At 66.3% G+C, this 23,771-nt stretch carries 22 protein-coding genes; 16 read left to right on the forward strand and 6 right to left on the reverse strand.

What is annotated here, in order from left to right:
- Positions 1-151: 151 nt before the first annotated feature.
- The 4 genes from HNP48_RS20730 to motA form a co-directional block, all read right to left on the reverse strand.
- The gene (locus HNP48_RS20730) at positions 152-784 is read right to left on the reverse strand and encodes a protein phosphatase CheZ (protein WP_184860559.1); all 633 of its coding nucleotides are present in this window, start codon (positions 782-784) and stop codon (positions 152-154) included.
- Between the two features lie 4 nt (positions 785-788).
- Positions 789-1,175, reverse strand: a complete 387-nt coding sequence (gene cheY, locus HNP48_RS20735) for a chemotaxis response regulator CheY (RefSeq protein ID WP_184860561.1) — start codon at positions 1,173-1,175, stop codon at positions 789-791.
- 72 nt (positions 1,176-1,247) lie between these two features.
- Complete coding sequence (gene motB, locus HNP48_RS20740; RefSeq protein ID WP_184860563.1) at positions 1,248-2,180, reverse strand: flagellar motor protein MotB; 933 nt, start codon at positions 2,178-2,180, stop codon at positions 1,248-1,250.
- 15 nt (positions 2,181-2,195) lie between these two features.
- Positions 2,196-3,056, reverse strand: a complete 861-nt coding sequence (gene motA / locus HNP48_RS20745; protein ID WP_184860565.1) for a flagellar motor stator protein MotA — start codon at positions 3,054-3,056, stop codon at positions 2,196-2,198.
- Between the two features lie 264 nt (positions 3,057-3,320).
- On the opposite strand from motA, the gene HNP48_RS20750 reads away from it, so the two are divergent.
- The 8 genes from HNP48_RS20750 (at position 3,321) to HNP48_RS20785 (ending at position 12,101) form a co-directional block, all read left to right on the forward strand.
- Complete coding sequence (locus tag HNP48_RS20750) at positions 3,321-5,660, forward strand: tetratricopeptide repeat protein (protein ID WP_184860567.1); 2,340 nt, start codon at positions 3,321-3,323, stop codon at positions 5,658-5,660.
- A 138-nt stretch (positions 5,661-5,798) separates the two neighbouring features.
- A complete protein-coding gene (rfbF, locus tag HNP48_RS20755; protein ID WP_184860569.1) occupies positions 5,799-6,578 on the forward strand; it encodes a glucose-1-phosphate cytidylyltransferase in 780 nt (259 codons plus the stop codon).
- Between the two features lie 2 nt (positions 6,579-6,580).
- Entirely contained in the window at positions 6,581-7,660 is a 1,080-nt protein-coding gene (gene rfbG, locus HNP48_RS20760) for a CDP-glucose 4,6-dehydratase (RefSeq protein ID WP_184860651.1), read from the forward strand.
- Positions 7,657-8,220, forward strand: coding sequence for a dTDP-4-dehydrorhamnose 3,5-epimerase family protein (locus tag HNP48_RS20765; RefSeq protein ID WP_184860571.1), 564 nt, complete (start codon positions 7,657-7,659; stop codon positions 8,218-8,220). Before rfbG ends, HNP48_RS20765 begins: the two co-directional genes overlap by 4 nt.
- Positions 8,221-8,235: 15 nt before the next feature.
- Positions 8,236-9,459, forward strand: a complete 1,224-nt coding sequence (locus HNP48_RS20770) for a class I SAM-dependent methyltransferase (RefSeq protein WP_184860573.1) — start codon at positions 8,236-8,238, stop codon at positions 9,457-9,459.
- A 57-nt stretch (positions 9,460-9,516) separates the two neighbouring features.
- Positions 9,517-10,584, forward strand: a complete 1,068-nt coding sequence (locus tag HNP48_RS20775) for an FkbM family methyltransferase (protein ID WP_260420306.1) — start codon at positions 9,517-9,519, stop codon at positions 10,582-10,584.
- Positions 10,585-10,587: 3 nt separating this feature from the next.
- Positions 10,588-11,448 carry an NAD(P)-dependent oxidoreductase gene (locus tag HNP48_RS20780; protein WP_184860575.1) on the forward strand — a complete coding sequence of 287 codons (861 nt, stop codon included), beginning with the start codon at positions 10,588-10,590 and terminating at the stop codon, positions 11,446-11,448.
- Positions 11,445-12,101, forward strand: a complete 657-nt coding sequence (locus HNP48_RS20785) for a hypothetical protein (protein WP_260420307.1) — start codon at positions 11,445-11,447, stop codon at positions 12,099-12,101. Before HNP48_RS20780 ends, HNP48_RS20785 begins: the two co-directional genes overlap by 4 nt.
- A 116-nt stretch (positions 12,102-12,217) precedes the next feature.
- Here the strand turns inward: HNP48_RS20785 and HNP48_RS20790 are convergent, their stop codons facing one another.
- Positions 12,218-13,699, reverse strand: a complete 1,482-nt coding sequence (locus HNP48_RS20790) for a flagellin (RefSeq protein WP_184860576.1) — start codon at positions 13,697-13,699, stop codon at positions 12,218-12,220.
- Between the two features lie 332 nt (positions 13,700-14,031).
- Here HNP48_RS20790 and HNP48_RS20795 point away from each other — a divergent pair, with 332 nt between their 5' ends.
- The 4 genes from HNP48_RS20795 (at position 14,032) to HNP48_RS20810 (ending at position 17,967) form a co-directional block, all read left to right on the forward strand.
- The gene (locus HNP48_RS20795) at positions 14,032-15,513 is read left to right on the forward strand and encodes a flagellin (RefSeq protein ID WP_184860578.1); all 1,482 of its coding nucleotides are present in this window, start codon (positions 14,032-14,034) and stop codon (positions 15,511-15,513) included.
- Positions 15,514-15,711: 198 nt separating this feature from the next.
- Positions 15,712-17,142 carry a flagellar filament capping protein FliD gene (gene fliD, locus HNP48_RS20800; RefSeq protein WP_184860580.1) on the forward strand — a complete coding sequence of 477 codons (1,431 nt, stop codon included), beginning with the start codon at positions 15,712-15,714 and terminating at the stop codon, positions 17,140-17,142.
- Between the two features lie 66 nt (positions 17,143-17,208).
- Positions 17,209-17,664, forward strand: coding sequence for a flagellar export chaperone FliS (gene fliS / locus HNP48_RS20805; protein WP_184860582.1), 456 nt, complete (start codon positions 17,209-17,211; stop codon positions 17,662-17,664).
- Positions 17,665-17,667: 3 nt separating this feature from the next.
- Entirely contained in the window at positions 17,668-17,967 is a 300-nt protein-coding gene (locus HNP48_RS20810) for a flagellar protein FliT (RefSeq protein WP_007860919.1), read from the forward strand.
- Positions 17,968-18,423: 456 nt separating this feature from the next.
- Here HNP48_RS20810 and fliE read toward each other — a convergent pair whose 3' ends face one another.
- The gene (gene fliE / locus HNP48_RS20815; RefSeq protein ID WP_184860584.1) at positions 18,424-18,735 is read right to left on the reverse strand and encodes a flagellar hook-basal body complex protein FliE; all 312 of its coding nucleotides are present in this window, start codon (positions 18,733-18,735) and stop codon (positions 18,424-18,426) included.
- A 175-nt stretch (positions 18,736-18,910) separates the two neighbouring features.
- Between fliE and fliF the strand changes: the two genes are divergently transcribed.
- From fliF to fliI, 4 genes are read left to right on the forward strand one after another with little or no spacing between them, the layout of a single operon-like run.
- Positions 18,911-20,620: a flagellar basal-body MS-ring/collar protein FliF gene (gene fliF, locus HNP48_RS20820; protein WP_184860586.1), complete on the forward strand. Its 1,710-nt coding sequence runs from the start codon at positions 18,911-18,913 to the stop codon at positions 20,618-20,620.
- Positions 20,621-20,652: 32 nt separating this feature from the next.
- Positions 20,653-21,648 (forward strand): flagellar motor switch protein FliG, encoded by a 996-nt coding sequence (gene fliG, locus HNP48_RS20825; protein WP_184860588.1) that lies wholly within the window; start codon positions 20,653-20,655, stop codon positions 21,646-21,648.
- Positions 21,635-22,363 carry a flagellar assembly protein FliH gene (locus tag HNP48_RS20830; RefSeq protein ID WP_184860590.1) on the forward strand — a complete coding sequence of 243 codons (729 nt, stop codon included), beginning with the start codon at positions 21,635-21,637 and terminating at the stop codon, positions 22,361-22,363. The genes fliG and HNP48_RS20830 overlap by 14 nt, the downstream gene beginning before the upstream one ends.
- A complete protein-coding gene (fliI, locus tag HNP48_RS20835) occupies positions 22,353-23,753 on the forward strand; it encodes a flagellar protein export ATPase FliI (RefSeq protein WP_184860592.1) in 1,401 nt (466 codons plus the stop codon). Before HNP48_RS20830 ends, fliI begins: the two co-directional genes overlap by 11 nt.
- Positions 23,754-23,771 lie beyond the last annotated feature (18 nt).

Genomic DNA, 23,771 nt, shown 5'->3' on the forward strand with positions numbered 1-23,771 from the left:
GAGCGACCCGGAAATCTAAAGACGGATAAAAGGCGGCTGCAGGCCTCTTTTCCCTTGTACCTTGCTGCCGCTGCGCGGCGCCGGGCGCGCGGGCATGGCTAGCGGTGGCGGTGGCGGGCGGTGTGTGGCGCCAGGCCCGTCACCCAGCGGGTCAGAAACCCAGGCTGGCCAGCAGGTCGTCCACCTGGGACTGGTCGGTGACGATGTCGGGGGTGTTCTCCGGATCCACCACGGGGCCGGCGAGGTGTTCGCGCGGGGCCTCGGCGGTCAGTGCCGCAGGCACATGGGCATTGGGGGGCGCGGTCTGGATCAGCAGCTGCACGAGCTGCTCTTCGATGGTGGCGGCCAGATTGACCACCCGGGCGATCACCTGGCCCGTGAGATCGTGGAAATCCTGCGCCATCATGATTTCGGTCAGGTGCGTATCGGCTTCCATGGTGACGCGTTCCACGTCGGTCAGGAAGTTCATGATCTCGCCCTTGGCCACGGCCGCCACAGGGTCTTTCACCAGCGAAGCCACCACGCGGCGCGTCTCGGCCGCGATGAAGTCGTGCTGGGCCTTGGCCTGTTCGACCCGATTGAGCACCTTTTCGGCCGCCTCACCCGTGAGGCGGGCGATGTAGGACAGGCGGCTCTGGGCATCCGGCAACTCGCCCATGGAGCCGCGCAGCTTGTCGGCGTAGCCCAGTTCATTGAGCGAATCGTGGAGCTGGCGGGTCAGCAGGCCGATCTTGTGGTGGACATCGGTCGCAGGTTCCCCAGGGGTATGGTCGGGTGTATCCATGGCGTCACAGCCCCATCTTCTTGAGAATCAGCAAGACCTTTTCTTCAAGCGTTGCCTTGGTGAAAGGCTTGACGATGTAACCGGCGGCACCGCCCTGGGCGGCTGCAACGATGTCTTCCTTGCGGGCCTCGGCAGTCACCATCAGCACCGGCAGGTGCTTGAGCTTGTCGTCTTTCTTGATTTCCGCCAGAAGCTGGAAACCGTTCATGTTGGGCATGTTGATGTCCGTCACCACGAAGTCAAACTTGCCGTTGCGCAGTTTGTTCAGTGCGGCGACGCCGTCCTCGGCCTCGTCGGCGTCGGAAAATCCGCTCTCCTTGAGCAGATTGCGCACGATGCGCCGCATGGTGGAGAAGTCGTCAACGATCAAGAAGCGAAGGGCTGTGGTCACTTGGGACCCTTTCGGTCGAAATAGGCTGGTTGTATTGTCAAGTGTGGCAGGTTTGGTGACAAGTCGTAACGATCACCTGCCAGTCGTTGGATTTTCGCGCTTTTCCGTTGGCACTTCCGGAGCACTTGCCGCAGGAGTTCCCTTGCCCAGGAGGCGCTCTTCGGCCTCGCGGGTCAGCACCGTGATGGTAATACGGCGATTGGCGGGTGCGCGTGGATTCGTGGGCTCGAGCAGATCGCTGGCGGCCAGGCCGACCACGCGGCCGAGCTTGGCGTCGGGCATGCCGGCCGAGACCAGCTCGCGGCGCGAGGCGTTGGCCCGGTCGGCCGAAAGCTCCCAGTTGCTGTAACCGCGCTCGCTGTTGCCGTAGGGGACGGCATCGGTATGGCCGGCCAGGCTGATGCGGTTTTCCACCCCGCCCAGGGCAGCGCCGATCTCGCGCAGGATGTCGCGCATATAGGGTTTCACCAGCGCACTGCCACTGTCGAACATGGGGCGGTTCTGGTCGTCCACGATCTGGATCTGCAATCCGTCGGGTGTGACGTCGATGCGGATCTGCGACTTGTACTCGTTCAGGCGCGGGTTTTCGGTGATCAGCGCGTCGATCTTGGCCTGCAGGGCCTTGATGCGCTCCTGGTCCTGCTTGGCCCGCTCGGCGCGCGCATTCTCGATGCTGGCGCGGCGGTCCTTGTCGGGATCGGAGTCGGAGCGGCGCACCTGGCCGTGCACCTTGGACAGGTCGTTGCCGCCCCCGGGGATCACGCTGGAGCTGTTGCCGGCGCCATCGCCCCCCGTCATGGCCACCTTGAGCGGCGAACTGAAGTACGCCGAGATGCCCTGCAACTCTCCCTTGGCCGTGGAGCCCAGCAGCCACATCAGCAGGAAGAACGCCATCATGGCCGTCACGAAGTCGGCATAGGCGATCTTCCAGGCGCCGCCATGGGCGGCATGGCCGCCCTTCTTGACGCGCTTGATGATGATGGGCTGAAGCTTCTTTTCTGCCATGGCGCTAGTAGGGGCTTACTTCTTGCCCTTCACATGCCCTTCGAGTTCGGAGAAGGTCGGCCGGTCGGTCGAGAACAGGACCTTGCGGCCGAATTCGATGGCGGTAGCCGGGTTGTAGCCCTGCATGCTGGCCAGCAGCGTGGACTTGATGCACAGGAATTCCTTGGCGGCATCTTCGCTCTTTTGTTCCATCAGGCCGCCCAGGGGTTCCACGAAGCCGTAGGCCAGCAAAATCCCCAGGAAGGTGCCCACCAGGGCGGAGGCGATCATGCCGCCCAGCACCGAGGGCGGCTGGCCCACCGAGCCCATGGTGTTCACCACCCCGAGCACGGCGGCCACGATCCCGAAGGCGGGCAGGGCGCCGGCCAGGCGGGCAATGGCTGCCACCGGGGCGTGGGCCTCCTGGTGGTGGGTGTCGATCTCGTTGTCCATCAGGGCCTCGATCTCGTGCGAGTTGAGGTTGCCCGAGACCATCATGCGCAGGTAGTCGGTCGTGAACTCGATCACATGGTGGTCGCTGCCCACCGTGGGGTACTTCTTGAAGATCTCGGATTCATGGGGCGTTTCCACATCCTTCTCGATCGCCATCAGCCCCTCCTTGCGGGCCTTTTGCAGGATGTCGTAGAGCATGGCGAGCAGCTCCATGTAGCGCGCCTTGGTGTACTTGGAACCCTTGAACGCGGCGGGAACCGCCTTCATGGTCGCCTTGAGCACCTTGGGCTGGTTGTTCACCACAAAGGCGCCCAGCGCGCTGCCGCCAATGGTGATCAGCTCGAACGGCAGGGCCTTCAGGATCACCTGGATGTTCCCGCCGTGCACGATGTACACACCGAAGATGCAGACCATGCTGACGACGTAGCCAATGATGACGAACATGCTGATTCAGTTTGTTTTGTCGGGCGCCAGGCGGTCGGCTGGGCCAGTGCGGGTGGGCATGGCCCTGTGCCATGCTTTGGGCGACTGTATCGGATTGTGCTCGAACCGATCCCATGAGCAAGCGGTAAAGCACCCACCACTTTCCTGGTTGGGGCGGGTAGCGTGGTTTTTACGTTGGTTTTCCCGATTTAGGAAGCCGCCAAGGTGTTTATGCTGGACGGCATGGGCAGATTGCCTGCTTGTCCGGCCCCTACACCGACGCCAATGACCGACACCACGACGACAGACCGTTCGCACCATCCAGGACAGGCCGGCGCCGCCTTGCCTGTCTCGCCGGTACAGATGCTGGTGGAGCGCAGCATGGCGCTGGCCATCGAATGCCACCGCGCGGGCAACTACCCGCAGGCGGAAGAACTGTACCGGGCCGTGCTCAGCCTGGATCCGGCCCATGCCGACGCCAACCACAACCTGGGCGCCATCGCGGTCGAATGCGGCCAGTTCCTGGCCAGCGTACCCTTCTTCCAGGCCGCGCTGGAGGCCAACCCCAAGGAGCGCCAGTACTGGGTGAGCCTGGTCGATGCCTTGATACAGGCAGGTGAAGATGCGCTGGCCGGCGGGGTGCTGGAAGATGCCTTGCGCGCGGGCCTGGCCGGCGATGCGGCTGGCGAGCTCGTGGAGCGGCTGGTCGGGGCGGCCATGGAGCGGGCCCGCTTGGCGCGGCCAGTGGTCGGGCGCATGCCGCCCCGGGAGCAACTGGCGGAGATCAACCGCCTGTTCGAGGAAGAAAAATTCGACGCGGTGCTGCGCATGGGTCGCAAGATGACGCGCCAGTTTCCCCAGTGCACCATGGGCTGGAAGTCGCTCAGCGCGGCCCTGATGCGCGTGGGCCAGCGCGACAAGGCGATCGAGCCCATGCAGCAGGCGCTGGCGCTCGATCCCGGTGACGTGGACATGCTGAGCAACTACGGCCTGGCCCTGTCCCTGCGCGGCGACCTGGTGCAGGCCGAGATCCTGCTGCGCCAGGCGGTGGGCCACGGGCCCCGGTTCAAGCAGGGCTGGTTCAACCTGGGCATCGTGATGCGGGGGCAGGCGCGGCTGCAGGCGGCCGAGGCGGCCTACCGCACGGCGCTGGAGATCGACCCCGGCGATGTCGGCGTGCTCATCAACCTCAGTGTGTTGCTGGGCGAGATGAACCGCCTGCCGGAGGCCGAGCAGTACGCGCGCAAGGCCATCGAGGTGCAGCCGGGCCATTTGCAGGCCCGCATCAGCATGGGCATGTTGCTCAAGGACCAGGGGCGTTTGCCGGAGGCGCTGCAGGCCCTGCGCGCTGCGATGGATCTGGCACCGGCCGACGCCTCGGCGCTCAGCTCCTACCTGTTCGTCGCGAACTGTATTCCCGACCTGGACCCGGTGGACCGGTTTGCGGCCTACCAGCGCTTCAACCAGCATTTCGGCGAGCCATACCGCCATCTGTGGCGGCCGCATTCCAATGAGCGCAATGCCGAACGCCGCCTGCGCGTCGGCTATGTGGCCCCCGTGTTCCGCAACCATGCATGCCGCCAGTTCCTGGAGCCTCTGCTGGCCAACCATTCCCACGAGCGCGTGGAGCTGTTCGCGTACAGCGGGCCGTATGAGCTGGAGGACGAAGTGACGGACCGGTACCGCACCTACTTCGAGCATTGGATCGATACCCGTGACCTGGACGACGATCAACTGGCCCAGCGCATCCGCGACGACGGCATCGACGTCCTTGTGGACATTGCAGGCCACACCAAGGGCCACCGGCTGGGGGCCTTTGCCCGCAAGCCCGCGCCCGTCTCGCTGCACTGGCTCGATTCCGGATACACCACGGGGCTCAAGGCCATCGACTACTACCTGACGGACGAGCCGACCGTGCCGGTCGGGCAGGAGGGGCTGTTCTCGGAAAAGCCCTGGCGCCTGCCGCACGCGTCGCTGGTCTACCGGGCCAACCCCGGCATGGGCGAGGTCAGCGAGCTGCCGGCCATGTCGAACGGCTACGTGACCTTCGGTACCCTGACCCGGGCCGTGCGCCTGAACGAACGCGTCATCCGTGCCTGGTCTGCACTGCTGCAGCGGGTGCCCGGTTCGCGCCTGGAGATCAACAGCGGCAATTTCAGCCAGGCGGAGGTGCGCGAGCAGTGGTTCCAGCGCTTCGAGGCGCATGGCGTCCAGCGGGAGCGCATCCTCATGGGCTTCGAGAGCCCCCCCTGGAATGTGCTGCGCAGGATGGACATCGCGCTGGACTGCTTTCCGCAGAACTCGGGCACGACGCTGATCGAGTCGCTGTTCATGGGCCTGCCCCTGGTCACCCTGGCCAGCGCTCCCAGCATGGGCACGCTCGGCGCATCGGTCCTCACCTCGGTGGGGTATCCCGAGTGGATCGCATACAGCGAAGAAGAATATGTCGACAAGCTGGTCGCGCTGGCGTCCGACCTGCCGCAGCTCGCGCAGATCCGCGCGGGCCTGCGGCCGAAGATGCAGTCGTCTGCGCTGATGGACGAGGCGGGTTTTGCCCGCGATGTGGAGGCTGCTTATGGCCAGATGTTCCGGGCATGGTGCGATGCGCAGCCGCCAGGCCGTTGACTGGCACCCGGGGGGATCCTCCGTACCCCTTGGAGAGGCGTGCCTTGCCGCTATAGTGCCTGCATTGAGGCAACGCCCCGTCCGGGTATCGAGCCCAGGGGTGCTGTCGTGGTACGGAGACCCACCGAGTTGCAATCCATGAAAGCTGTTCTGCTGGCCGGGGGCCTTGGCACCCGCATCTCCGAAGAGTCGCACCTGCGGCCCAAGCCCATGATCGAGATCGGCGGGCGGCCCATCCTGTGGCACATCATGAAGACCTATGCCGCCCATGGCGTCAATGACTTCATCATCTGCCTGGGCTACAAGGGCTACGTCATCAAGGAATACTTCGCCAACTACTTCCTGCACATGTCGGATGTGACCTTCGACATGGCCGAGAACCGCATGGAAGTGCACCACCGCCATGCCGAGCCCTGGCGGGTGACGCTGGTGGACACGGGCGAATCGACCCTGACGGGAGGGCGCCTCAAGCGCGTGCGCGAGTACCTGCCGGCCGATGAACCGTTCTGCTTCACCTATGGCGATGGGGTTGCCGACATCGACATGGCGGCCCAGTTCGCTTTCCATGCGGCCCATGGCCGCCAGGCCACCGTCACTGCGGTGCTGCCGCCGGGGCGCTACGGCGCGCTGGTGCGCGATGGCGACGACGGCGAGGTGGTGCGGGGCTTCGTGGAAAAGCCCCGCGGCGATGGCGGCTGGATCAACGGCGGGTTCTTCGTGCTCTCGCCCCAGGTGATCGATCGCATCGAGGGCGACACCACCCCCTGGGAGGCAGGTCCGATGGAAAGCCTGGCGCGCGACGGCGAACTGCGGGCTTTCGAGCACCGGGGCTTCTGGCAGCCCATGGACACGCTGCGCGAGAAGAACCTGCTCGAAGAACTCTGGCAAAGCGGCCAGGCCCCGTGGAAGTGCTGGTGAACATGGTGCTGCCCGATCCGGATTTCTGGCGTGGCAAGCGCGTGGTGCTCACGGGGCACACGGGCTTCAAGGGCAGCTGGCTGGCCCTGTGGCTGCAGCGCCTGGGGGCCCAGGTCACGGGCATCGCCCTGCCGCCGGCCAGCGAACCCAGCCTGTTCGCACAGGCGGGTGTGGCCCAGGGCATGGAAAGCCATGTCTGCGACATACGCGATGCCGGGGCCACCGCGGCCCGCATCCAGGCGGCACGCCCCGACATCGTGCTGCACCTGGCCGCCCAGGCGCTGGTGCGCCCCAGCTATGCGGCGCCGCTCGAGACCTATGCCACCAACGTCATGGGGACGGCCCATGTGCTGGATGCTCTCCGGGGCCTGGCCGATGTGCGCGTGGCCGTGGTCGTGACCACCGACAAGGTCTACCGCAACCGGGAGTGGGTCTACCCCTACCGCGAGGACGATGCGCTGGGCGGGCACGACCCCTACAGCGCGAGCAAGGCCGCCGCCGAGATCGTGGCGGCCAGCTACCGCGATGCCTTTCTGTCCGCGCAGGGCATGGCCTTGGCCACGGCGCGTGCCGGCAACGTGATCGGCGGCGGGGACTGGTCGCCCGAGCGCCTGCTGCCCGATGCCGCAGCCGCCTGGTCGGCCGGCGAGACCCTGGTGCTGCGCAACCCCCACGCCACACGCCCCTGGCAGCATGTGCTGGAACCGCTGGCGGCCTACCTGCGGCTCGCCGAACTGCTCTGGAACGATGCCTCGCAGGCCGGCGCCTACAACTTCGGGCCCGCGCCGCACGAGGCGGCCACGGTGGGGCGCGTGATCGAGATCGCCGCGGCCGCCTACCCCGCGGCGCCCGTGCGCTACCAGAGCGACGTGAAGCAGCCGCACGAGGCGGGCCTGTTGGCGCTCGACACCGCGCTGGCGCGCAGCCGGCTGGGCGTCGTTCCCTGCTGGGCGCTGGCGCAGGCCGTGGGCCGTACCATGGCCTGGTACCGGGAGTTCCATGCAGGAGCCTCGGCGCGTGCGCTGTGCCTGTCTGACCTCGAGGCCTACGAAAAGGCGGGCAGCGGGGGCGCCGCGCCATGAGCCGCTTTGCCGTGGAGTCCACCCCGCTGGCCGGCCTCGTGACCGTGCAGCGCCAGCCACTGGGGGACAGCCGGGGCTTTCTCGCGCGCATGTTCTGCGCGCAGGACCTGGCGCCGGTGGGCTGGACCTGGCCCATCGCCCAGATCAACCACACGCACACCGCGCAGCGTGGCACGCTGCGGGGCCTGCATTTTCAGCACCCCCCTGCGGCCGAAGCCAAGCTGGTCAGCTGCCTGCGGGGTGCGGTGTGGGATGTGGCCGTTGATCTGCGCGCCGGCTCGCCCACATTGCTGCAGTGGTTCGGCCGCGAACTCTCGGCCAGCAACCATTGGGCCATGCTCATTCCCCCCGGTTTCGCCCATGGCTTCCAGGCGCTGGCCGACGACTGCGAGATGCTGTACCTGCACTCCGCACCCCATGCGCCCGACGCCGAAGGCGGGCTCGACGCACTGGACCCGCGCCTTGGCATTGCCTGGCCGCTGCCCGTGGCGGCGCGCTCTGCGCGCGATGCCGAACACCCCCTGCTGACGCCCGCATTCACCGGGCTGCCACTGACCTGATCCGAGCTCCCGACCATGAAATGCCGCCACTGCGCCGCCCCCGTGACCTTGCCCATGGCAGACCTGGGCACCGCGCCCCCGTCGAATGCCTACCTGCGCGAGCCGGCGCTGCATGCCCCTGAACGCTGGTACCCGCTTCGGGTGCTGGTGTGCGAGCGCTGCTGGCTGGTGCAGACCGAGGACTTCGCCGCGGCCGATGCGCTGTTCGATGCCGAATACGCCTACTTCAGCTCGTTCTCCAGCAGCTGGCTGGCGCATGCGCAGGCCTATGTGGACGGCATGGCCGAGCGCCTGGCGCTGGGGCCGCACAGCCATGTGGTCGAGGTGGCGGCCAACGACGGCTACTTGCTGCAGTACGTGGCCGCACGCGGCATTCCCTGCCTGGGCGTGGAGCCCACGGCCAGCACGGCCGCCGCGGCACGGGCGCGGGGCATCGAGGTGGTGGAGCGGTTCTTCGGCGTGGAACTGGCCCGCGAACTGGCGGCACAGGGGCGCTGTGCCGATCTCACGGTGGCGAACAACGTGCTGGCCCACGTGCCCGACATCAACGACTTCGTCGCGGGCTTTGCCGTGCTGCTCAAGCCGCAGGGCGTGGCCACCTTCGAGTTTCCGCACCTGCTGCAACTGGTGCAGCAGTGCCAGTTCGACACCCTGTACCACGAGCATTTTTCCTACCTGTCGCTCACGGCGGTGCAGCGCATCTTTGCCGCCAACGGGCTGGTCGTGACCGATGTGCAAGAGCTGCCCACCCATGGCGGCAGCCTGCGCGTGTTCGCGCAGCGCAGCGATGCCGGTGCACAGCCGCAGGAACGGGTGGCGTGGCTGCTGGACCGCGAAGCGGCGGCGGGGGTGTCTTCCGCCGCGTTCTATGGCCGCCTGCAGGGGGAGGCGCTGCGCATCAAGCGCGAGCTGCTTGGCTTCCTGCTCGACTGCCATGCGCGCGGCCTCAAGGTCGGCGCCTATGGCGCGGCCGCCAAGGGCAACACGCTGCTCAACTTCGCCGGCGTGCGGGCCGACCTGCTGCCCTATGTGGTGGACCGCAATCCCGCCAAGCAGGGGCAGTACCTGCCGGGCAGCAGGATTCCCATTGTGGATGAGGCGCACCTGCGCGCCCACCGGCCCGACCGTGTGCTGATCCTGCCGTGGAACCTCAAGGACGAGGTGGTCGCGCAGCTGGACTATGTCCGCGAGTGGGGGGCGCTGTTCACGGTGGCGGTTCCGGCCCTGAAGACCCTTTGAGAGGACGCGCCGTTCTCGCAACCATCCCATTGAGTGACCGATCAACCAAGGAATCCCATGAGCAACGATCCCAGAGACCTCGACGGCAAGCGCCTGCAGCGCGCCATGCACCTGCTGGGCCGTGACCCGGCCTTGCGGGCCCGGCTGGTGGATCTGCTGCGCCAGGCAGAGAGCTCCATCGCCTATGACGGCGCCGTGCGCGACGACGTGGTGGGCCCCATCGTCGATGCCCTGCACGATGACAAGGACGTCTACCACCAGCAACTGGCCGATGGCACGCGCGTGCAGTACCTCTACCGCACCAAGATCGCCCGCGACCTGCTGCTGTCCGCCAGCGAGCGGCCGACCCATGTCTGGGAGCCGCAGACCACCAAGCTGCTGCTGGAGCTGGCGCCACGCCTGCAGGGCGATGTCATCGTCGGGGGGGCCTACTTCGGCGACCAGGCGGTGCTGGTGGCCAAGGCCATCGCGCCCGCGGGGCTCAAGGTGCACTGCTTTGAGCCCAATCCCGACCAGGCCGGCATGCTGCAGACCAATCTGGCGCTCAACCAGCTGGGCAATGTGGTGGTGAACCACGAGGGGCTGTGGAGCCGCAGTGGCGAGCACATGCGGCTCGATGGCTTCGATTCCTTCGCCAACGCGGTGGCCGCCTCGGCTGGCGAAGGCTTCGAGACGGTGGCCATGGACGACTATGCGCAACGCCTGGGGCTGCGTGTCGGCCTGATCCAGCTGGACATCGAAGGGGCCGAACTGTCGGCGTTGCAGGGGGCCGTGGGTATCCTGGACAAGGACCGCCCCTGGGTGGTCTTCGAGCTGCACCGCACCTATGTCGACTGGAGCCAGGGCCTGCGGGCCACGCCGCTGTGCCAGCTGTTCCTCTCGCGCGGCTACGAGGTGTTCGCCGTGCGCGACATCAACTCGCACCGCGAGATGCCGGGCAAGCCGGTCGAGCTGGTGCCATTGGACACGGTCTACCTTGAAGGCCCGCCGCATGGCTTCAACATGCTGGCCGTGCCGGCCAAAGGCCTGGTCGACACGCCCGCCTTCAGCGTGGTCGACGGGGTGAGTCCCAAGTTGCTGCCGCACAAGGATGTCCGCCTGCACCATCCCGTGGGCGGCTTCTAAAGCATGTCCGGGGTTGTCGAAGGCCTGGAGGGCCGTGTCTTCACCGTGCTCGGCGCGGCGGGTTTTGTCGGGCAACGGGTGGTTTCCCGGCTGCGGGCCGCGGGCGCCGAGGTGTTCGCGCCGGCGCGCGGCGATCCTGCGCTGTGGACCCGGCCGTTAGGCCATGTGGTGTATGCCGCCGGGCTCACTGCCGACTACCTGGTGCGGCCTTTCGATACGGTGGAAGCCCACGTGGGGCTGCTGGCCCGGGTGCTGAAGGAGGCGCAGTGGGAGTCGCTGGTCTATCTGTCATCCACCCGCCTGTACGACAGCCTGGGGGCGGTGGATGCGCACGAGGCGCTGCCGCTGCGCCTGGATCCCGGGCAACCCCGCCATCTGTACGACCTGTCCAAGGCCCTGGGCGAATCCCTGTGCCACACGCAGGGCCAGGGCCGCGCCCGGGTGGCGCGGCTGGCCTGCGTCTATGAAGGGGCCCAGGATGCCGATGGCTTCCTGCCCTCCCTGCTGCGCCAGGTAATGGCCGCCGGCGCGCAGCCGGGGGCTCCAAGGCCGGCCATCGAGGTGCCGTCTTCGCCCTCGTTTGAGCGGGACTATGTCCACGTGTCCGATGTGGTGGAAGGCCTTGTCCACCTGGCCCTGCGGGGGCAGCACACGATCTACAACCTGGCCAGCGGCGAGAACACCTCCAATGCCAGCCTGTTCGACGGCCTGGGCCGGCGCTGGGCTTGCGAGCTGCGTGCCACCCTGCCGGCAGGTCCCAGCGAAGCCCCGCGCATCCGCATCGATCGCATGCGCGAGGAGTTCGGCTGGCGACCCAAGGGCCTGCACAGCGTGCTGGATGCCATGAAAGAAACCTGCCCATGACCAAGCTGGTGCACCTGACGCACGCCGAGCTGCTGCATTACCTGGTACGGCAGCTGGAGCATTTCTTCCCCGATGGCCTCGATCCCGACGCGCGCGAGGTGCTGCGTCCCCATATGGACCCCGCACTGGCGCGCCTGGGCCACTGCATCGACGCCGTGCGCATGTGGAAGCCTGGGGAATTCGACCACCTGCACTCCTCGCAGTACACCATCTTCCTGTACTACCTGGCCAACACCGTGTGGAAGGCCACGGGCAACCGGCGGCTTTGTGCCAAGCTGTTCGGCCTCAACAAGGCGCTGAACGGCATCGACCTGTTCTACGAGATCGAGATGCCGCCGGTGTTCTTCATCGGGCACTCGGTGGGCATCGTGTTTGCCAAGGCCACCTATGGCAACCACCTGGTGATCTACCAGAATTCCACCGTGGGCAAGAACCACGGGGTGGGGCCGGTGCTGGGCGATGGGGTGGTGATGTACCCCGGCACCGCGATCATCGGGGGTTGCCAGGTGGGCGACGGCACCGTGCTGTCCCAGGGAGTCAGCCTCATCAACACCGATACGCCCGGCCACTGCACGGTCTATGCGGGCCAGGGCGGGGCCGTGGTCTGCAAGCCGTCCAGGCGCGACGTGCTGGCCGACATCTTCCGGCTCTGAGGTGCCTGCGCGGCGGCACGCCTGCGGGGGCAAGCATGTAAAAAAACCCAGCCCACCGGTCGGTGGCTGGGTTTTTCAAAGCGCGCCCGGCAGCACCCGGGCCGGCGGTGCCTGGCTTACTTGAGCAGCGACAGCACGCCCTGGGGAATCTGGTTGGCCTGTGCCACCATCGCCGTGCCGGCCTGCTGCAGGATCTGGGCCCGCGACAGGTTGGCGGTTTCGGCGGCAAAGTCGGCGTCCAGGATGCGCGAGCGCGATGCGGACAGGTTCTCCGAGGTGATGTTCAGACTGGAGATGCTCGACTCGAAGCGGGCCTGCAATGCGCCCAGCTTGGCGCGTTCGCCACTGATGAAGGCGAGCGCCGAGTCGACGGTCTTGAGCGATTCGGTGGCCTTGGCAAAGGTGGTCACGTCCAGGTCGGCCACGCGCTTGAGGGTGGAGCCCCCGGTGGTCAGTGCATTGCTGGCCGAAGTCACCGCGAAGGACTTGTCGGAGTCGAGGGTGATGTAGCCGCTCACGGTCGTGAAGTTGGCCGTGGTGTCGGCTGCCAGGGTGATCGTGCCGCCCGTGGCGGTTCCGTCGGCCTGCAGCTTGGTCACCGTGGTCGTGCCGGCGTTCTGCACGGCCGTGTCGCCCACGATGATGTCGCTGCCGGTGGCGTTGGCCAGGATCACGCGGTCACCCGTTTCATTGAGCGATGCGGTGATGCCGGTCTTGGCGGACTGGTCGTTGATGGCTGCCACTGCGGCCGAGAGGCGGTCGGCCCCCGAGGTGGCGGTCAGGGTGAACGACGCTGTCACCGGGGTTGCATTGTCCCCTTGCAGCGACAGGGTGAACGAGCCTGCGACGGCGGCGATGTCCAGTTCCACTTCCGTGCGGGCCGTGGCGGTCACGCCGGAGTTGGCCTTCACGGCGTTGATCTGGTCGGCGATGGCCTTGGCGGTCGAGTTGCTGGCCACCGACAGGGTGGCCGTGCCCAGCGAACCGCTGATCGACACGGCACCCGAGGTCACGCCGTTGGCGGGCGCCGAGGTGGCCGCGGCAGCCGCGGAGGCACCGGCACCGGCCGATGGCAGGTTCTGGTTGTTGCCGTAAACACTGGTGCGCAGGTTGGCCGTTGCAGCGACAATTGTCTGGTTGGCGTTGGCGCCGACCTGGAACTGCTGCGTACCAAAGGTGCCATCCAGCAGTTTCTGGCCGTTGAACTCGGTGGTCTGGGAGATCCGGTCCAGTTCTGCTACCAGTTGGCCGACTTCCTGCTGCAGGGCCTGGCGGTCGCCGGCGCTGTTGGAAGCGTTGGCCGACTGCACCGCCAGTTCACGCACACGCTGCAGGATGTCGCCGGCGGCCTTCATGGCGCCTTCCGTCACCTGCGCCAGCGAAATGCCGTCGTTGGCGTTGCGGGCCGCCTGGTTCAGGCCGCGGATCTGGCTGGTGAAGCGCTCGGAGATGGCCAGACCGGCGGCGTCGTCCTTGGCGCTGTTGATGCGCAGGCCCGACGACAGGCGCTGGATGGAGGTGTTGAGCGAACTCTGGCTCATCCCCAGGTTGCGTTGCGCCGTCAGGGAACTGACGTTGGTGTTGATGGTAGCTGCCATTGCATGACTCCTGCAGAGCTGAAAACAAACATTTCTGCCGGTTTAAGCGTTGCCCCTCCGGCGGACTTTGTGGGAACGTTGGGTGAATTGTGGGCAAGGGGCGTTTTTGCGTTGGCGCGATAAGCCCGAGAAAAACCGCTCAATCTGCGCGTTTGGGCCTAAAGTTTTCCCGCCGCGGCCCGAAAACCTTCTCAACGGGACGCATGAATCAAGAGTGAGGCCCGCCGTTCACCGAGAGCAGACGCGCTGCTGGTGGGCACAGCGGCCAGGTAGACCTGGCGCCCAGTTGGCGGCAACGCCATATTCAGTCAGTTCTTTTCAGGAGATTTGCCATGGCAGCTACCATCAATACCAACGTCAGTTCCCTGACGGCACAGCGCAACCTGGGTACCAGCCAGACGTCGCTGAGCACGTCCATCCAGCGCCTGTCGTCGGGCCTGCGCATCAACAGCGCCAAGGACGACGCCGCCGGTCTGGCCATTTCCGAGCGCTTCACCAGCCAGATCCGCGGCCTGAACCAGGCGGTGCGCAATGCCAACGACGGCATTTCGCTGGCGCAAACGGCTGAAGGCGCCCTCAAGGCCTCCGGCGACATCCTGCAGCGTGTGCGTGAACTGGCGGTGCAGTCGGCCAACGCTTCCAACAGCGCTGGCGACCGCCAGGCCCTGCAACAGGAAGTCTCGCAGCTCGTCTCCGAACTGGACCGTATCTCGCAAACCACGGAATTCAACGGCTCCAAGCTGCTGGATGGCACCTTTGGTACGCAACAGTTCCAAGTGGGCGCCAACGCCAACCAGACCATCACGGCCTCGACCGCCAACCTGCGCACCAGCGTGTATGGCAACAACCAGAACCTGTCTTCCGCAGGTGCCGGTGTGTCCGCCGCCGCGGCTGCCACGTCCACGCCCGCCAACGGCGTGACCTCGGGTGCCGTGTCGATCAGCGGTTCGCTGGGCACGGCCACGCTGTCGGTGGCCAGCAGCTCGTCGGCCAAGACGATCGCCGACCAGATCAACGCCGTGAAGGCCAACTCCGGTGTGACCGCCACGGCCCGCACGGAAGTGGAACTGGACGTTGCTGCCACGGCAGGTTCGTACACCCTGTCGATCCTGGGTGACAACACCACGGCGCAGAACGTGTCGTTCACGCTGACGGCCACCTCGGGTGCCGACCGCCTGTCCGCCGCTGTGGCTGCCATCAACGACCAGTCTGCCAAGACCGGTGTGACGGCCTCCCTGAACAGCGCTGGCGACCGCGTGATCCTCACGAACACCTCGGGCAACGACATCGTGGTGGGCGACACGGCCGTGCAGAACGCCGGCACCACCACCGTGACCAAGCGCCAGGCCGATGGCACTGCTGTGGGTGGCGCTGTGACCCTGGCTGCCGACACGACGGCCCAGCAAACCACGGTGAGCGGCTACATCACGCTGGATTCGGACAAGTCCTTCTCGGTCACGTCCGCCAGCAACGCCCTGACCACGGGTGGCTCGGCCCTGCAAAAGGTGTCGGATCTGGACGTGACGACCTTCTCCAAGGCGACCAATGCCCTGAAGACGGTGGACTCCGCCCTGTCCTTCATCAACGGGGAACGCGCCAAGCTCGGTGCTCTGCAATCGCGCTTCGAGACCTCCATCTCGAACCTGCAGGTGACCTCGGAAAACCTGTCCGCATCGCGCTCGCGCATCCTGGATGCCGACTTCGCTTCGGAAACCGCCAACCTGTCGCGTGCCCAGATCCTGCAACAGGCCGGTACGGCGATGGTGGCCCAGGCCAACCAGTTGCCACAAGGCGTGCTGGCCCTGCTGCGTTAAGCAGCGCACAATGGCTGGCAGGGCCTGAAATGGCCCTGTGAGGTGCCCCGGCGGCGACAGTTTTCCTGTCGCCGCCTTTTCACCTTCAGGCCGCGCGTGCCGGGAGCGCGGGAATTGGCGGGTTTCCTGGTGTGAATAAGGACGTTCTTGGCGGCCGAACGGCGCCATAATTTCCGTTGACCAGTTCAGGAGGTTCTCATGGCTACCATTTCTTCACCAGGCGTTGCGGTCAGCGGCCTGGATGTCAAGAGCATCATCTCCCAGTTGGTGAAGCTGGAAGAAAAGCCGCTGGACACCTTGAAGCTCCAGGCGGCTGCCACGACGAGCAAGATTTCCGCCTTTGGCCAGATCAAATCCCTGGTGTCTGCACTGTCCGACGCGGCAGGCAAGCTGACCAGCGTGACCGGCTGGAATGCCGTATCCACCACCTCGTCCGACAGCAAGTTCGTGAGCGCCACCGCAGTCGGTGGCACCTTGCCTACCACCTTCAGTGTGGAGGTGCAGGGCCTGGCCAAAGCGCAGGCCACCGCGTCGGCGGCCTTGCTGCCCGTGGGCGGTGCCCTGGGTGCCGGGACCCTGCGGCTGGAACTTGGCCAGTGGAGCGTGGCACCGGCGTCCTTCACGCCGGGCTCGGGTACGCCCGTGGACATCAGCATTTCCGCCAGCGACACCGTGAGCGATGTCGCCAGCAAGATCAATGGCTCCAATGCCGGGGTCACCGCCTCGGTGCTCAAGGATGCTTCGGGCGAGCGCCTGCTGCTGCGCAGCAAGAGCACGGGGCTGGAATCGGGCTTTCGCCTGAGCGTGATGGAGGGTGGCGACACCGACATCAACAGCGCCGGCAACACCGATGCCACCGGCCTGTCCCGCCTCGTGGCGGGCAGCACGGTGACGCAGGTCGCGGCCAATGCCAAGGCCACGGTCAATGGCATCGCGGTGACATCGGCCACCAACACCTTTGCCGACACGGTGTCGGGCGTGACCTTCAAGGCCGAACAGATCACCACTGCGCCCATCGAAATCAGCGTGGCCAAGGACAACAGCGTCGTCCAGAAGAACGTCGATGAGTTCGTGGCCGCCTACAACGCGATCAACCAGATCCTCAACGAGGCGACCAAGTACGACCCGGCGACCAAGTCGGCCGGCATGCTCCAGGGGGATTCGACGGCTGTGGCCCTGCAGAACTCGCTGCGCTCCGCCATCCAGTCGGTGACGAATGGCAAGGAAGGTTTCCAGCGCCTGGCAGATGTGGGCATCACACTACAGCGCGGCGGCGACCTGGCGGTGGATTCGACCAAGTTCTCCAAGGCGATGAACGAGAACATGGACGATCTGAAGAGCCTCTTTCGCAACCCAGACCCCGGCGCGGCGTCGGGCGTGGCGGTCCGTGTCAAGGCGCTGGCGACCAATTTGCTGGGCAATGACGGATTCTTCAAGTCCAAGGACGACACGCTCAATCTGTCGCTCAAGCGCAATGAAAAAGACCGTGTGGCGACCCAGGCGAAGATCGACGCGTTCGAGAAGCGCATTACAGCGCGCTACAACGCACTGGATTCGCAGATGAGCTCGCTCAACGCCTTGAACGCCTACATCGCCCAGCAGGTGACCACCTGGAATAAATCGACCTGACGGAATGCCTTTAGTTTTATCGCCATCCGCCGATAAATAAAGTATCAACCGCAAGGACCCGTCACCATGTTCAGCGCCCACAACCCCCGTGCAGCCAACGCTTACCAACGCATCAATGTGGAAACCAGCATGCACACGATCGACCAGCACCAGCTGGTCGCCCTGCTGTATGAAGGTGCGCTGGGCGCCATCGCCACGGCGCGCGGCGCCATGGCCCGCGGCGACGTGGCAACCAAGTGCAACGCCGTCTCCAAGGCAGTCCGCATCATCGAGGAAGGCCTGAGCACTGCGCTGGACCCGGTCGACGGCGGCGAACTGGCGCAGAACCTGGGGGCTCTGTACGACTACTGCGTGCGCCGCCTGATCCTGGCCAATGCCCGCAACGACGACGCCATGATGGAGGAAGTCATGCGCCTGATCGAGCCCATCGCCCTCGGCTGGAACGAGATCAAGAAGAACAACAACGGCGCAGCCCCGGCTGCTGCCACCGCTTCGGGCCAGCCTGTGCTGGTGGAGGCATGAACCATGTCCCACATGCTGATTGATTACTACAAAGCCATTGAAGACAGCAGCGCCAAGATGCTGGAGGCCGCCAAGCTCAAGGACTGGGATGGCGTGGTGCGCTACGAGGGGGCCTGCGCCGTGCTGATCGAGCAGCTGCGCTTCAAGTCCCAGGAGCACGAGCTGCTGCCCGAGCACCGCCGCGAGAAGACGCGCATCATGCAGCGCATCCTGCGCAACGATGCCCAGATCCGCTGCCTGGCCGAACCCTGGCTGGCACAGTTCGAACACCTGTTCGAAGGCCAGCCGCAGATGATGCACTGAACAGGGTATGGGCAAGGAGGGCGCCGCTTGGTGGCCTCCTTTTGCCGGTCCTGCTTCCTGCCGGGAAGAAAAAAGCCACCGCACGTCGCAAGACGGCCGGTGGCTTTTTGCTGCCTGTTGGCTACGGCAGAAGGTGCCTGGTGGGCCATGCCGCTGCAGGATCAATGGCGTTATCGATGTGGCGAATGCTGCTGGGCGAGCGGAATTGAATCGAAATCTGAAGCAAACTGGGCGTGCCCATTACCCATGGCGCATGAAACCGGCGCGCCCCAATCCAGTGCCCCCGTGCAAGGGCCGCCCCGCCGCACCGGGGGCGTCCCCCTCCCGACTCGCGCAGCGAGTCGGGAGAGGGGCTGAGGGCCGCGGCTCCAAGCCTGCCTGCGCAGGCTTGGACGTGCCCGAAGAGTGGCCGCCTCTGGCGGACACACCGAGGCGCGCAGCGCCTCAGGGGGTACGTCAGACCTGCATATTCATGATGTCGGTATAGGCCTGCACCATGCGGTTGCGCACATGCAGCGTGGCCTGGAAGCCGATCTGCGCCTTCTGGATGGCCACCATGGTCTCTTCCAGGCTGACCGAGGGATTTTCCAGCTGAACTTCCTTTTGCAGGTCGCCCGACTTGTTCTGTGCGGCGCTCACCGACTGCAGGGCCCCCTTGAGCGCGCCCGAGAAGCCCACATCGTTGCCTTCGGCCTGGGGCATCGCGGCGCGGCGCGCCATGCCGGCACCCATCATGGGGGTGGTGGAGCTGGGGATGCGGAGGTCCATGGCGGTGTCCGTTGGGGATGGGGGATGTTGTGATCGTAGCCAGGCCCCGGCCGGCCATCATGGGGAATAGATGGTCAAAGGGGCGGCTTATCGGCAGAACATGGCGGCACCTTGAGCCGAATAATCGAGCCCACGCCAAGGTCCGTTGCCGGGCCCCACCTATTGGAAAAGCACGATGTCTGCAGTTGCCGAAGTCCCACTCGCTCCGCTCGCACCTCCCGCTGCCACCCCCAGTCCCAACTGGCTGCAGCGGTTGACCAGCCTCGACCGGGCCCAGCGCATGCGCCTGGGTGTGGGGGTGGCGCTGCTCGTGGCCGTTGCGGTCGCTGCCATCGTGCTGGGCCGCCAGCCCGACTACCGCGTCCTGTTTTCCAACCTCAACGACAAGGATGGCGGCGCCATCGTGGCCCAGCTGTCCACGATGAACGTTCCCTACAAGTACGCCGAAGGCGGCGGCGCGATCCTGATTCCCGCCGAGAAGGTGCACGACGTGCGCCTGCGCCTGGCCACCCAGGGCCTGCCCCGCGGCTCGGTCACGGGCTTCGAGCTGATGGAGACCAACCGCTTCGGCATGACCCAGTTCCAGGAGCGCCTGAACTTCCAGCGCGGCCTGGAGGGCGAACTGACCCGCTCCATCCAGGCCCTGTCCTCGGTGCAGAGCGCCCGCGTGCACCTGGCGCTGCCCAACCAGAACGGCTTCTTCCGCGAGCAGCAAAAGCCCTCGGCCTCGGTGCTGGTCAGCCTGCACCCCGGCCGCTTCCTGGACCGTGCCCAATTGGCCGGCATCGTCCACCTCGTGGCCTCCAGCGTGCCTGAACTGGCCCCCTCGGCCGTGAGCGTGCTCGACGACACGGGCAAGCTGCTGTCGCAGTCGCCCGATGGCGCTGGCGCCAATGCCATCGATGCGCAGCAGATGCTCTATGGCCAGCAGATCGAACAGCAGCTCACGCGCCGCATCCAGGAGATTCTGGAGCCCGTGGTCGGCCGCAACAATGTGCGGGCCCAGGTGTCTGCCGAGCTGGATTTCAGCCGCACCGAGTCCACCTCCGAGCAGTTCCGTCCCAACCAGACCCCCGATGCCAAGGCCGTGCGCAGCCAGCAGATGCTGGAAACCTCCGGCACGGCCCAGAAGACCGCCACCGGCGTGCCCGGTGCCGTTGCCAACCAACCGCCTGCACCCTCGGCTGCACCCATCAACGGTGCCAATCCTGCGCCCCAGGCTGCTGGCCAGCAAGGCTCGGAAGAGTCCTCCAGCAAGCGCGAGTCCACCACCAACTACGAAGTGGACAAGACCGTGCGGGTCGTCCGTGGCAACAACTGGGCCATCAAGCGCCTGAACGCCGCCGTGGTGGTCAACTACCAGTCGACCGAAGACAAGGGCAAGACCGTCACCAAGGCGCTCACCCCCGAGCAGCTGGAGCAGATGAAGGCCCTGGTGCGTGAAACCATTGGTTTCAACAGCGAGCGCGGCGATTCGGTGAACATCATGAACACGCCGTTCCAGGTGGAAGCCGCTTCCTCGACCGAGGTGCCGCTGTGGAAGCAGCCCGAGGTTATCGATGTGGCCAAGAGCTTTGCCTGGCCGGTGGGGGCCCTGCTGTTTGCTGCCATGGTGCTGCTGGGCCTGGTGCGCCCGGCGCTCAAGGGAGCAGCGGAACCCAAGACGGCCAAGGCCGGTGAACTGCCCAGGTCCGGCGGACAGCTCGATGCCATCGAGGCCGAGCAGCCCGATCGCCCGGCTTTGCCGTCCCCTGGCAAGAAGGAAGAGAATGTGGTCGCCACGCCAGAGCAGCTGCGCCTGGAAGAGGCACGCGTGCTGGCCAAGGAAAACCCCGTGGCCGTCGCCAATATTCTCAAATCCTGGGTGAACGGCGAAAATGCCTGAGCCCGTCGCAGCTTCACATGCTTGGATAGCCCATGGATGAACAAGGTCTCAACGACGCAGCCATCATGCTGATGTCCCTCGGCGAGGAGGAGGCTGCCGAAGTCTTCAAGCACCTCTCGCCCAAGGAGGTCCAGAAGCTGGGCGAGACCATCGCGCGCATGAAATCGGTGTCGCGCGAAAAGGTGGACAGCGTCATCAACCGCTTTGCCGACGCCGCTGCCGCGCAGAGCCTGCTGGTGTCCGACACCGGCAACTACGTGCGCGCCGTGCTCAAGCGCGCCCTGGGCGACGACAAGGCCTCGCTGCTGATCGACCGCATCCTGCAGGGGGGCGACGTCTCCGGCATCGAAAGCCTCAAGTGGATGGACCCGCTGTCGGTGGCCGAGCTGCTGCGCAACGAGCACCCCCAGATCGTTGCGGCCATCCTGGTGCACCTGGACAGCGAGCAGGCCTCGGGCATCCTGATGCACCTGACCGACCGCCAGCGCAGCGAGATCCTGCTGCGCGTGGCCACGCTCGAAGGCATCCAGCCCACGGCGCTCAAGGACCTCAACGAGGTGCTGTTCAAGGTGCTCGCCGGCGGCGACAAGATCCGCAAGAGCTCGCTGGGCGGCGTCAAGGCCGCGGCCGAGATCATCAACCTGCTGGGCTCCAACATGGATGCCGTGGTGATCGAGTCCATCCGCGGCTACGACCCCGACCTGGCGCAGAAGATCATGGACAAGATGTTCGTGTTCGAAGACGTGCTCAAGCTTGACAACACCGCCATCCAGGCCGTGCTCAAGGAAGTGGCGTCGGAGACGCTCATCGTCGCGCTCAAGGGGGCCGTGCCCGAGTTGCGCGACAAGTTCCTGTCCAACATGTCCTCGCGCGCGGCCGAAGCCCTGCGCGAAGACCTGGAATCGCGCGGCCCGATGCGCCTGTCCGAAGTGGAAGCGCAGCAAAAGGAAATCCTCAAGACGATCCGCCGCCTGTCCGACGAAGGCCAGATCGTGATCGGTGGTGGTGGCGACGATGCCTTCGTCTAGCCAACGCTCCTACTCGCGCTTCATCCCCAGCGAAGAGGTGGGGGTGGTCACGCAATGGAAGTTCGGCGCCGTGGACGGCTCCGAACCGGAGGAGCCCGAACCGGAGGTGCTGCCGGAGCCCGAGCCGCCGCCCCCCGATCCCGCCGAGGTGGAAGCCGCGCAGCTGGCCCTGGTGCAGCAGGCCTGCGATGCCGCGTTTTCCCAGGGCCTGGCGCAGGGCCAGTCCGACACCGCGCTCGAATGGCAGCAGCGCATGGACGACTATGTGGCCGGCCAGGCGCAGGAGATGTCCCAGAGCATCGCCAGTGTCGTGAGGTCCCTCGAAGAATCGTTGAGCGCCATGCAGCAGCGCATGGCGCAGGACGTGCTGGCGCTGGCCTGCGACATCGCCCGCGAGGTGGTGCGGCGCGAACTCTCGGTCAGCCCCGACGTGCTCGAGCCCGTGGTCCGCGAGGCCGTGGGCATGCTGGTGGCCGAGGGCAGGCCCGCCCTGGTGCGCCTGAACCCGGCGGACATGAGGGCCGTGGAGCAGCCACTGCGCGAGGAATTGGGCGCCGGCATCCAGTGGATGGCCGATGCGGCCATCCCCGCAGGCGGCTGCCTGGTCGAATCCGGCGGCACGGTGGTCGATGGCAGCGTCAGCAAACGCTGGGAGCGCGCCATCGCCTCGCTGGGCCTGGAGTCCCCTTGGCAGGAGAGCGGCGATGAGCGTTGATGCCCCCGCCGACAACGCCTGGACGCAGTTCATGGACGACGCACGCGAGCGCGTGCGCACCCGTGCACCGCTGGAGACGCGCGGTACCCTGACCAAGCTGACCGGCCTGGTGCTCGAAGCCGCGGGCATCCGCGTGCCCGTGGGCTCGCAGTGCATGGTGCAGATGCCGGGCCACACGCCGGTGCTGGCCGAGGTGGTGGGCTTTTCCGCCGACCGGGCTTTTCTGATGCCCGCGGGCGATATCCACGGCCTGTCCAGCGGCGCCAGTGTGGTGCCGGCGGCGCCCTATGTGGCATCTCCCCGCCTGGGGGAGGCCTCGCGCGCAAGCCAGAAGGCCGGCGTGCTGCGCCTGCCCATGGGCGATGGCCTGCTGGGGCGGGTGGTGGATTCCCAGGGCATTCCGCTGGACCATGGCGGCCCCATCCAGGACGTGGTGTCCGAACCCATGGACCGCCGCCAGATCAATGCCATGGACCGCGACCCGGTGCGCCTGCCGCTGGACACGGGCGTGCGCGCCATCAATGCCCTGCTCACCGTGGGCCGGGGCCAGCGCCTGGGCCTGTTTGCCGGCTCGGGCGTGGGCAAGAGCGTGCTGCTGGGCATGATGGCCCGCTACACCGCGGCCGACGTGATCGTGGTGGGCCTCATCGGCGAGCGGGGCCGTGAGGTCAAGGAATTCGTCGAAGACATCCTGGGTGCGGAGGGCCGTGCGCGCTCCGTTGTCGTGGCCGCCCCGGCCGATGCGCCGCCGCTGCTGCGCATGCAGGGCGCTGCCTACGCCACCGCCGTGGCCGAACACTTTCGCGACAAGGGCAAGCATGTGCTGCTGCTCATGGATTCGCTGACCCGCTATGCCATGGCGCAGCGCGAGATCGCACTGGCCATCGGCGAACCGCCGGCCACCAAGGGCTACCCGCCCTCGTGCTTTGCCAAGCTGCCGGCGCTGGTCGAACGCAGCGGCAACGGCCTGCATGGCGTGGGCTCGATCACCGCTTTCTACACCGTGCTGTCGGAGGGCGACGACCAGCAGGATCCTATCGCCGATGCCGCGCGCGCCATCCTGGACGGGCACTTCGTGCTGTCACGCGCGCTGGCCGAGTCCGGGCATTTCCCTGCCATCGATATCGAGCAATCGGCGTCGCGCGTGATGCACAACGTCGTCTCGCGTGGCCACTTCGACGTGGCGCGGCGCTTTCGCGCCGTGTACTCGCGCTACCAGAAGAGCCGCGACCTGGTGCAGGTGGGGGCGTACATGAGCGGCTCCGACCCCGCGCTGGACGAGGCCATCCGCCTGCAGCCGCAGATGGCGGCCTTTCTGCAGCAGGACATGTTCGAGGCATCCACCATGGACCAGAGCGTGAATGCCATGGCCATGGTGCTCGACCAGTAAGCACACCGAGGCTGCCCC

The sequence above is a fragment of the Acidovorax soli genome, assembly GCF_014207955.1.
Classification (GTDB): Bacteria; Pseudomonadota; Gammaproteobacteria; order Burkholderiales; family Burkholderiaceae_C; genus Acidovorax; species Acidovorax soli_A.

What these genes read in the sequence shown, in the direction of transcription:
- HNP48_RS20750 (WP_184860567.1), top strand. Translation starts at nt 3,321, where the DNA reads ATGACCGACACCACGACGACAGACCGTTCGCACCATCCAGGACAGGCC.
- motB (WP_184860563.1), bottom strand. Translation starts at nt 2,180, where the DNA reads ATGGCAGAAAAGAAGCTTCAGCCCATCATCATCAAGCGCGTCAAGAAG.
- HNP48_RS20810 (WP_007860919.1), top strand. Translation starts at nt 17,668, where the DNA reads ATGTCCCACATGCTGATTGATTACTACAAAGCCATTGAAGACAGCAGC.
- fliE (WP_184860584.1), bottom strand. Translation starts at nt 18,735, where the DNA reads ATGGACCTCCGCATCCCCAGCTCCACCACCCCCATGATGGGTGCCGGC.
- HNP48_RS20790 (WP_184860576.1), bottom strand. Translation starts at nt 13,699, where the DNA reads ATGGCAGCTACCATCAACACCAACGTCAGTTCCCTGACGGCGCAACGC.
- HNP48_RS20765 (WP_184860571.1), top strand. Translation starts at nt 7,657, where the DNA reads ATGAGCCGCTTTGCCGTGGAGTCCACCCCGCTGGCCGGCCTCGTGACC.
- HNP48_RS20780 (WP_184860575.1), top strand. Translation starts at nt 10,588, where the DNA reads ATGTCCGGGGTTGTCGAAGGCCTGGAGGGCCGTGTCTTCACCGTGCTC.
- HNP48_RS20775 (WP_260420306.1), top strand. Translation starts at nt 9,517, where the DNA reads ATGAGCAACGATCCCAGAGACCTCGACGGCAAGCGCCTGCAGCGCGCC.
- rfbG (WP_184860651.1), top strand. Translation starts at nt 6,581, where the DNA reads ATGGTGCTGCCCGATCCGGATTTCTGGCGTGGCAAGCGCGTGGTGCTC.
- HNP48_RS20770 (WP_184860573.1), top strand. Translation starts at nt 8,236, where the DNA reads ATGAAATGCCGCCACTGCGCCGCCCCCGTGACCTTGCCCATGGCAGAC.
- HNP48_RS20795 (WP_184860578.1), top strand. Translation starts at nt 14,032, where the DNA reads ATGGCAGCTACCATCAATACCAACGTCAGTTCCCTGACGGCACAGCGC.
- fliF (WP_184860586.1), top strand. Translation starts at nt 18,911, where the DNA reads ATGTCTGCAGTTGCCGAAGTCCCACTCGCTCCGCTCGCACCTCCCGCT.
- fliS (WP_184860582.1), top strand. Translation starts at nt 17,209, where the DNA reads ATGTTCAGCGCCCACAACCCCCGTGCAGCCAACGCTTACCAACGCATC.
- HNP48_RS20730 (WP_184860559.1), bottom strand. Translation starts at nt 784, where the DNA reads ATGGATACACCCGACCATACCCCTGGGGAACCTGCGACCGATGTCCAC.
- rfbF (WP_184860569.1), top strand. Translation starts at nt 5,799, where the DNA reads ATGAAAGCTGTTCTGCTGGCCGGGGGCCTTGGCACCCGCATCTCCGAA.
- motA (WP_184860565.1), bottom strand. Translation starts at nt 3,056, where the DNA reads ATGTTCGTCATCATTGGCTACGTCGTCAGCATGGTCTGCATCTTCGGT.
- HNP48_RS20830 (WP_184860590.1), top strand. Translation starts at nt 21,635, where the DNA reads ATGCCTTCGTCTAGCCAACGCTCCTACTCGCGCTTCATCCCCAGCGAA.
- HNP48_RS20785 (WP_260420307.1), top strand. Translation starts at nt 11,445, where the DNA reads ATGACCAAGCTGGTGCACCTGACGCACGCCGAGCTGCTGCATTACCTG.
- fliI (WP_184860592.1), top strand. Translation starts at nt 22,353, where the DNA reads ATGAGCGTTGATGCCCCCGCCGACAACGCCTGGACGCAGTTCATGGAC.
- fliD (WP_184860580.1), top strand. Translation starts at nt 15,712, where the DNA reads ATGGCTACCATTTCTTCACCAGGCGTTGCGGTCAGCGGCCTGGATGTC.
- fliG (WP_184860588.1), top strand. Translation starts at nt 20,653, where the DNA reads ATGGATGAACAAGGTCTCAACGACGCAGCCATCATGCTGATGTCCCTC.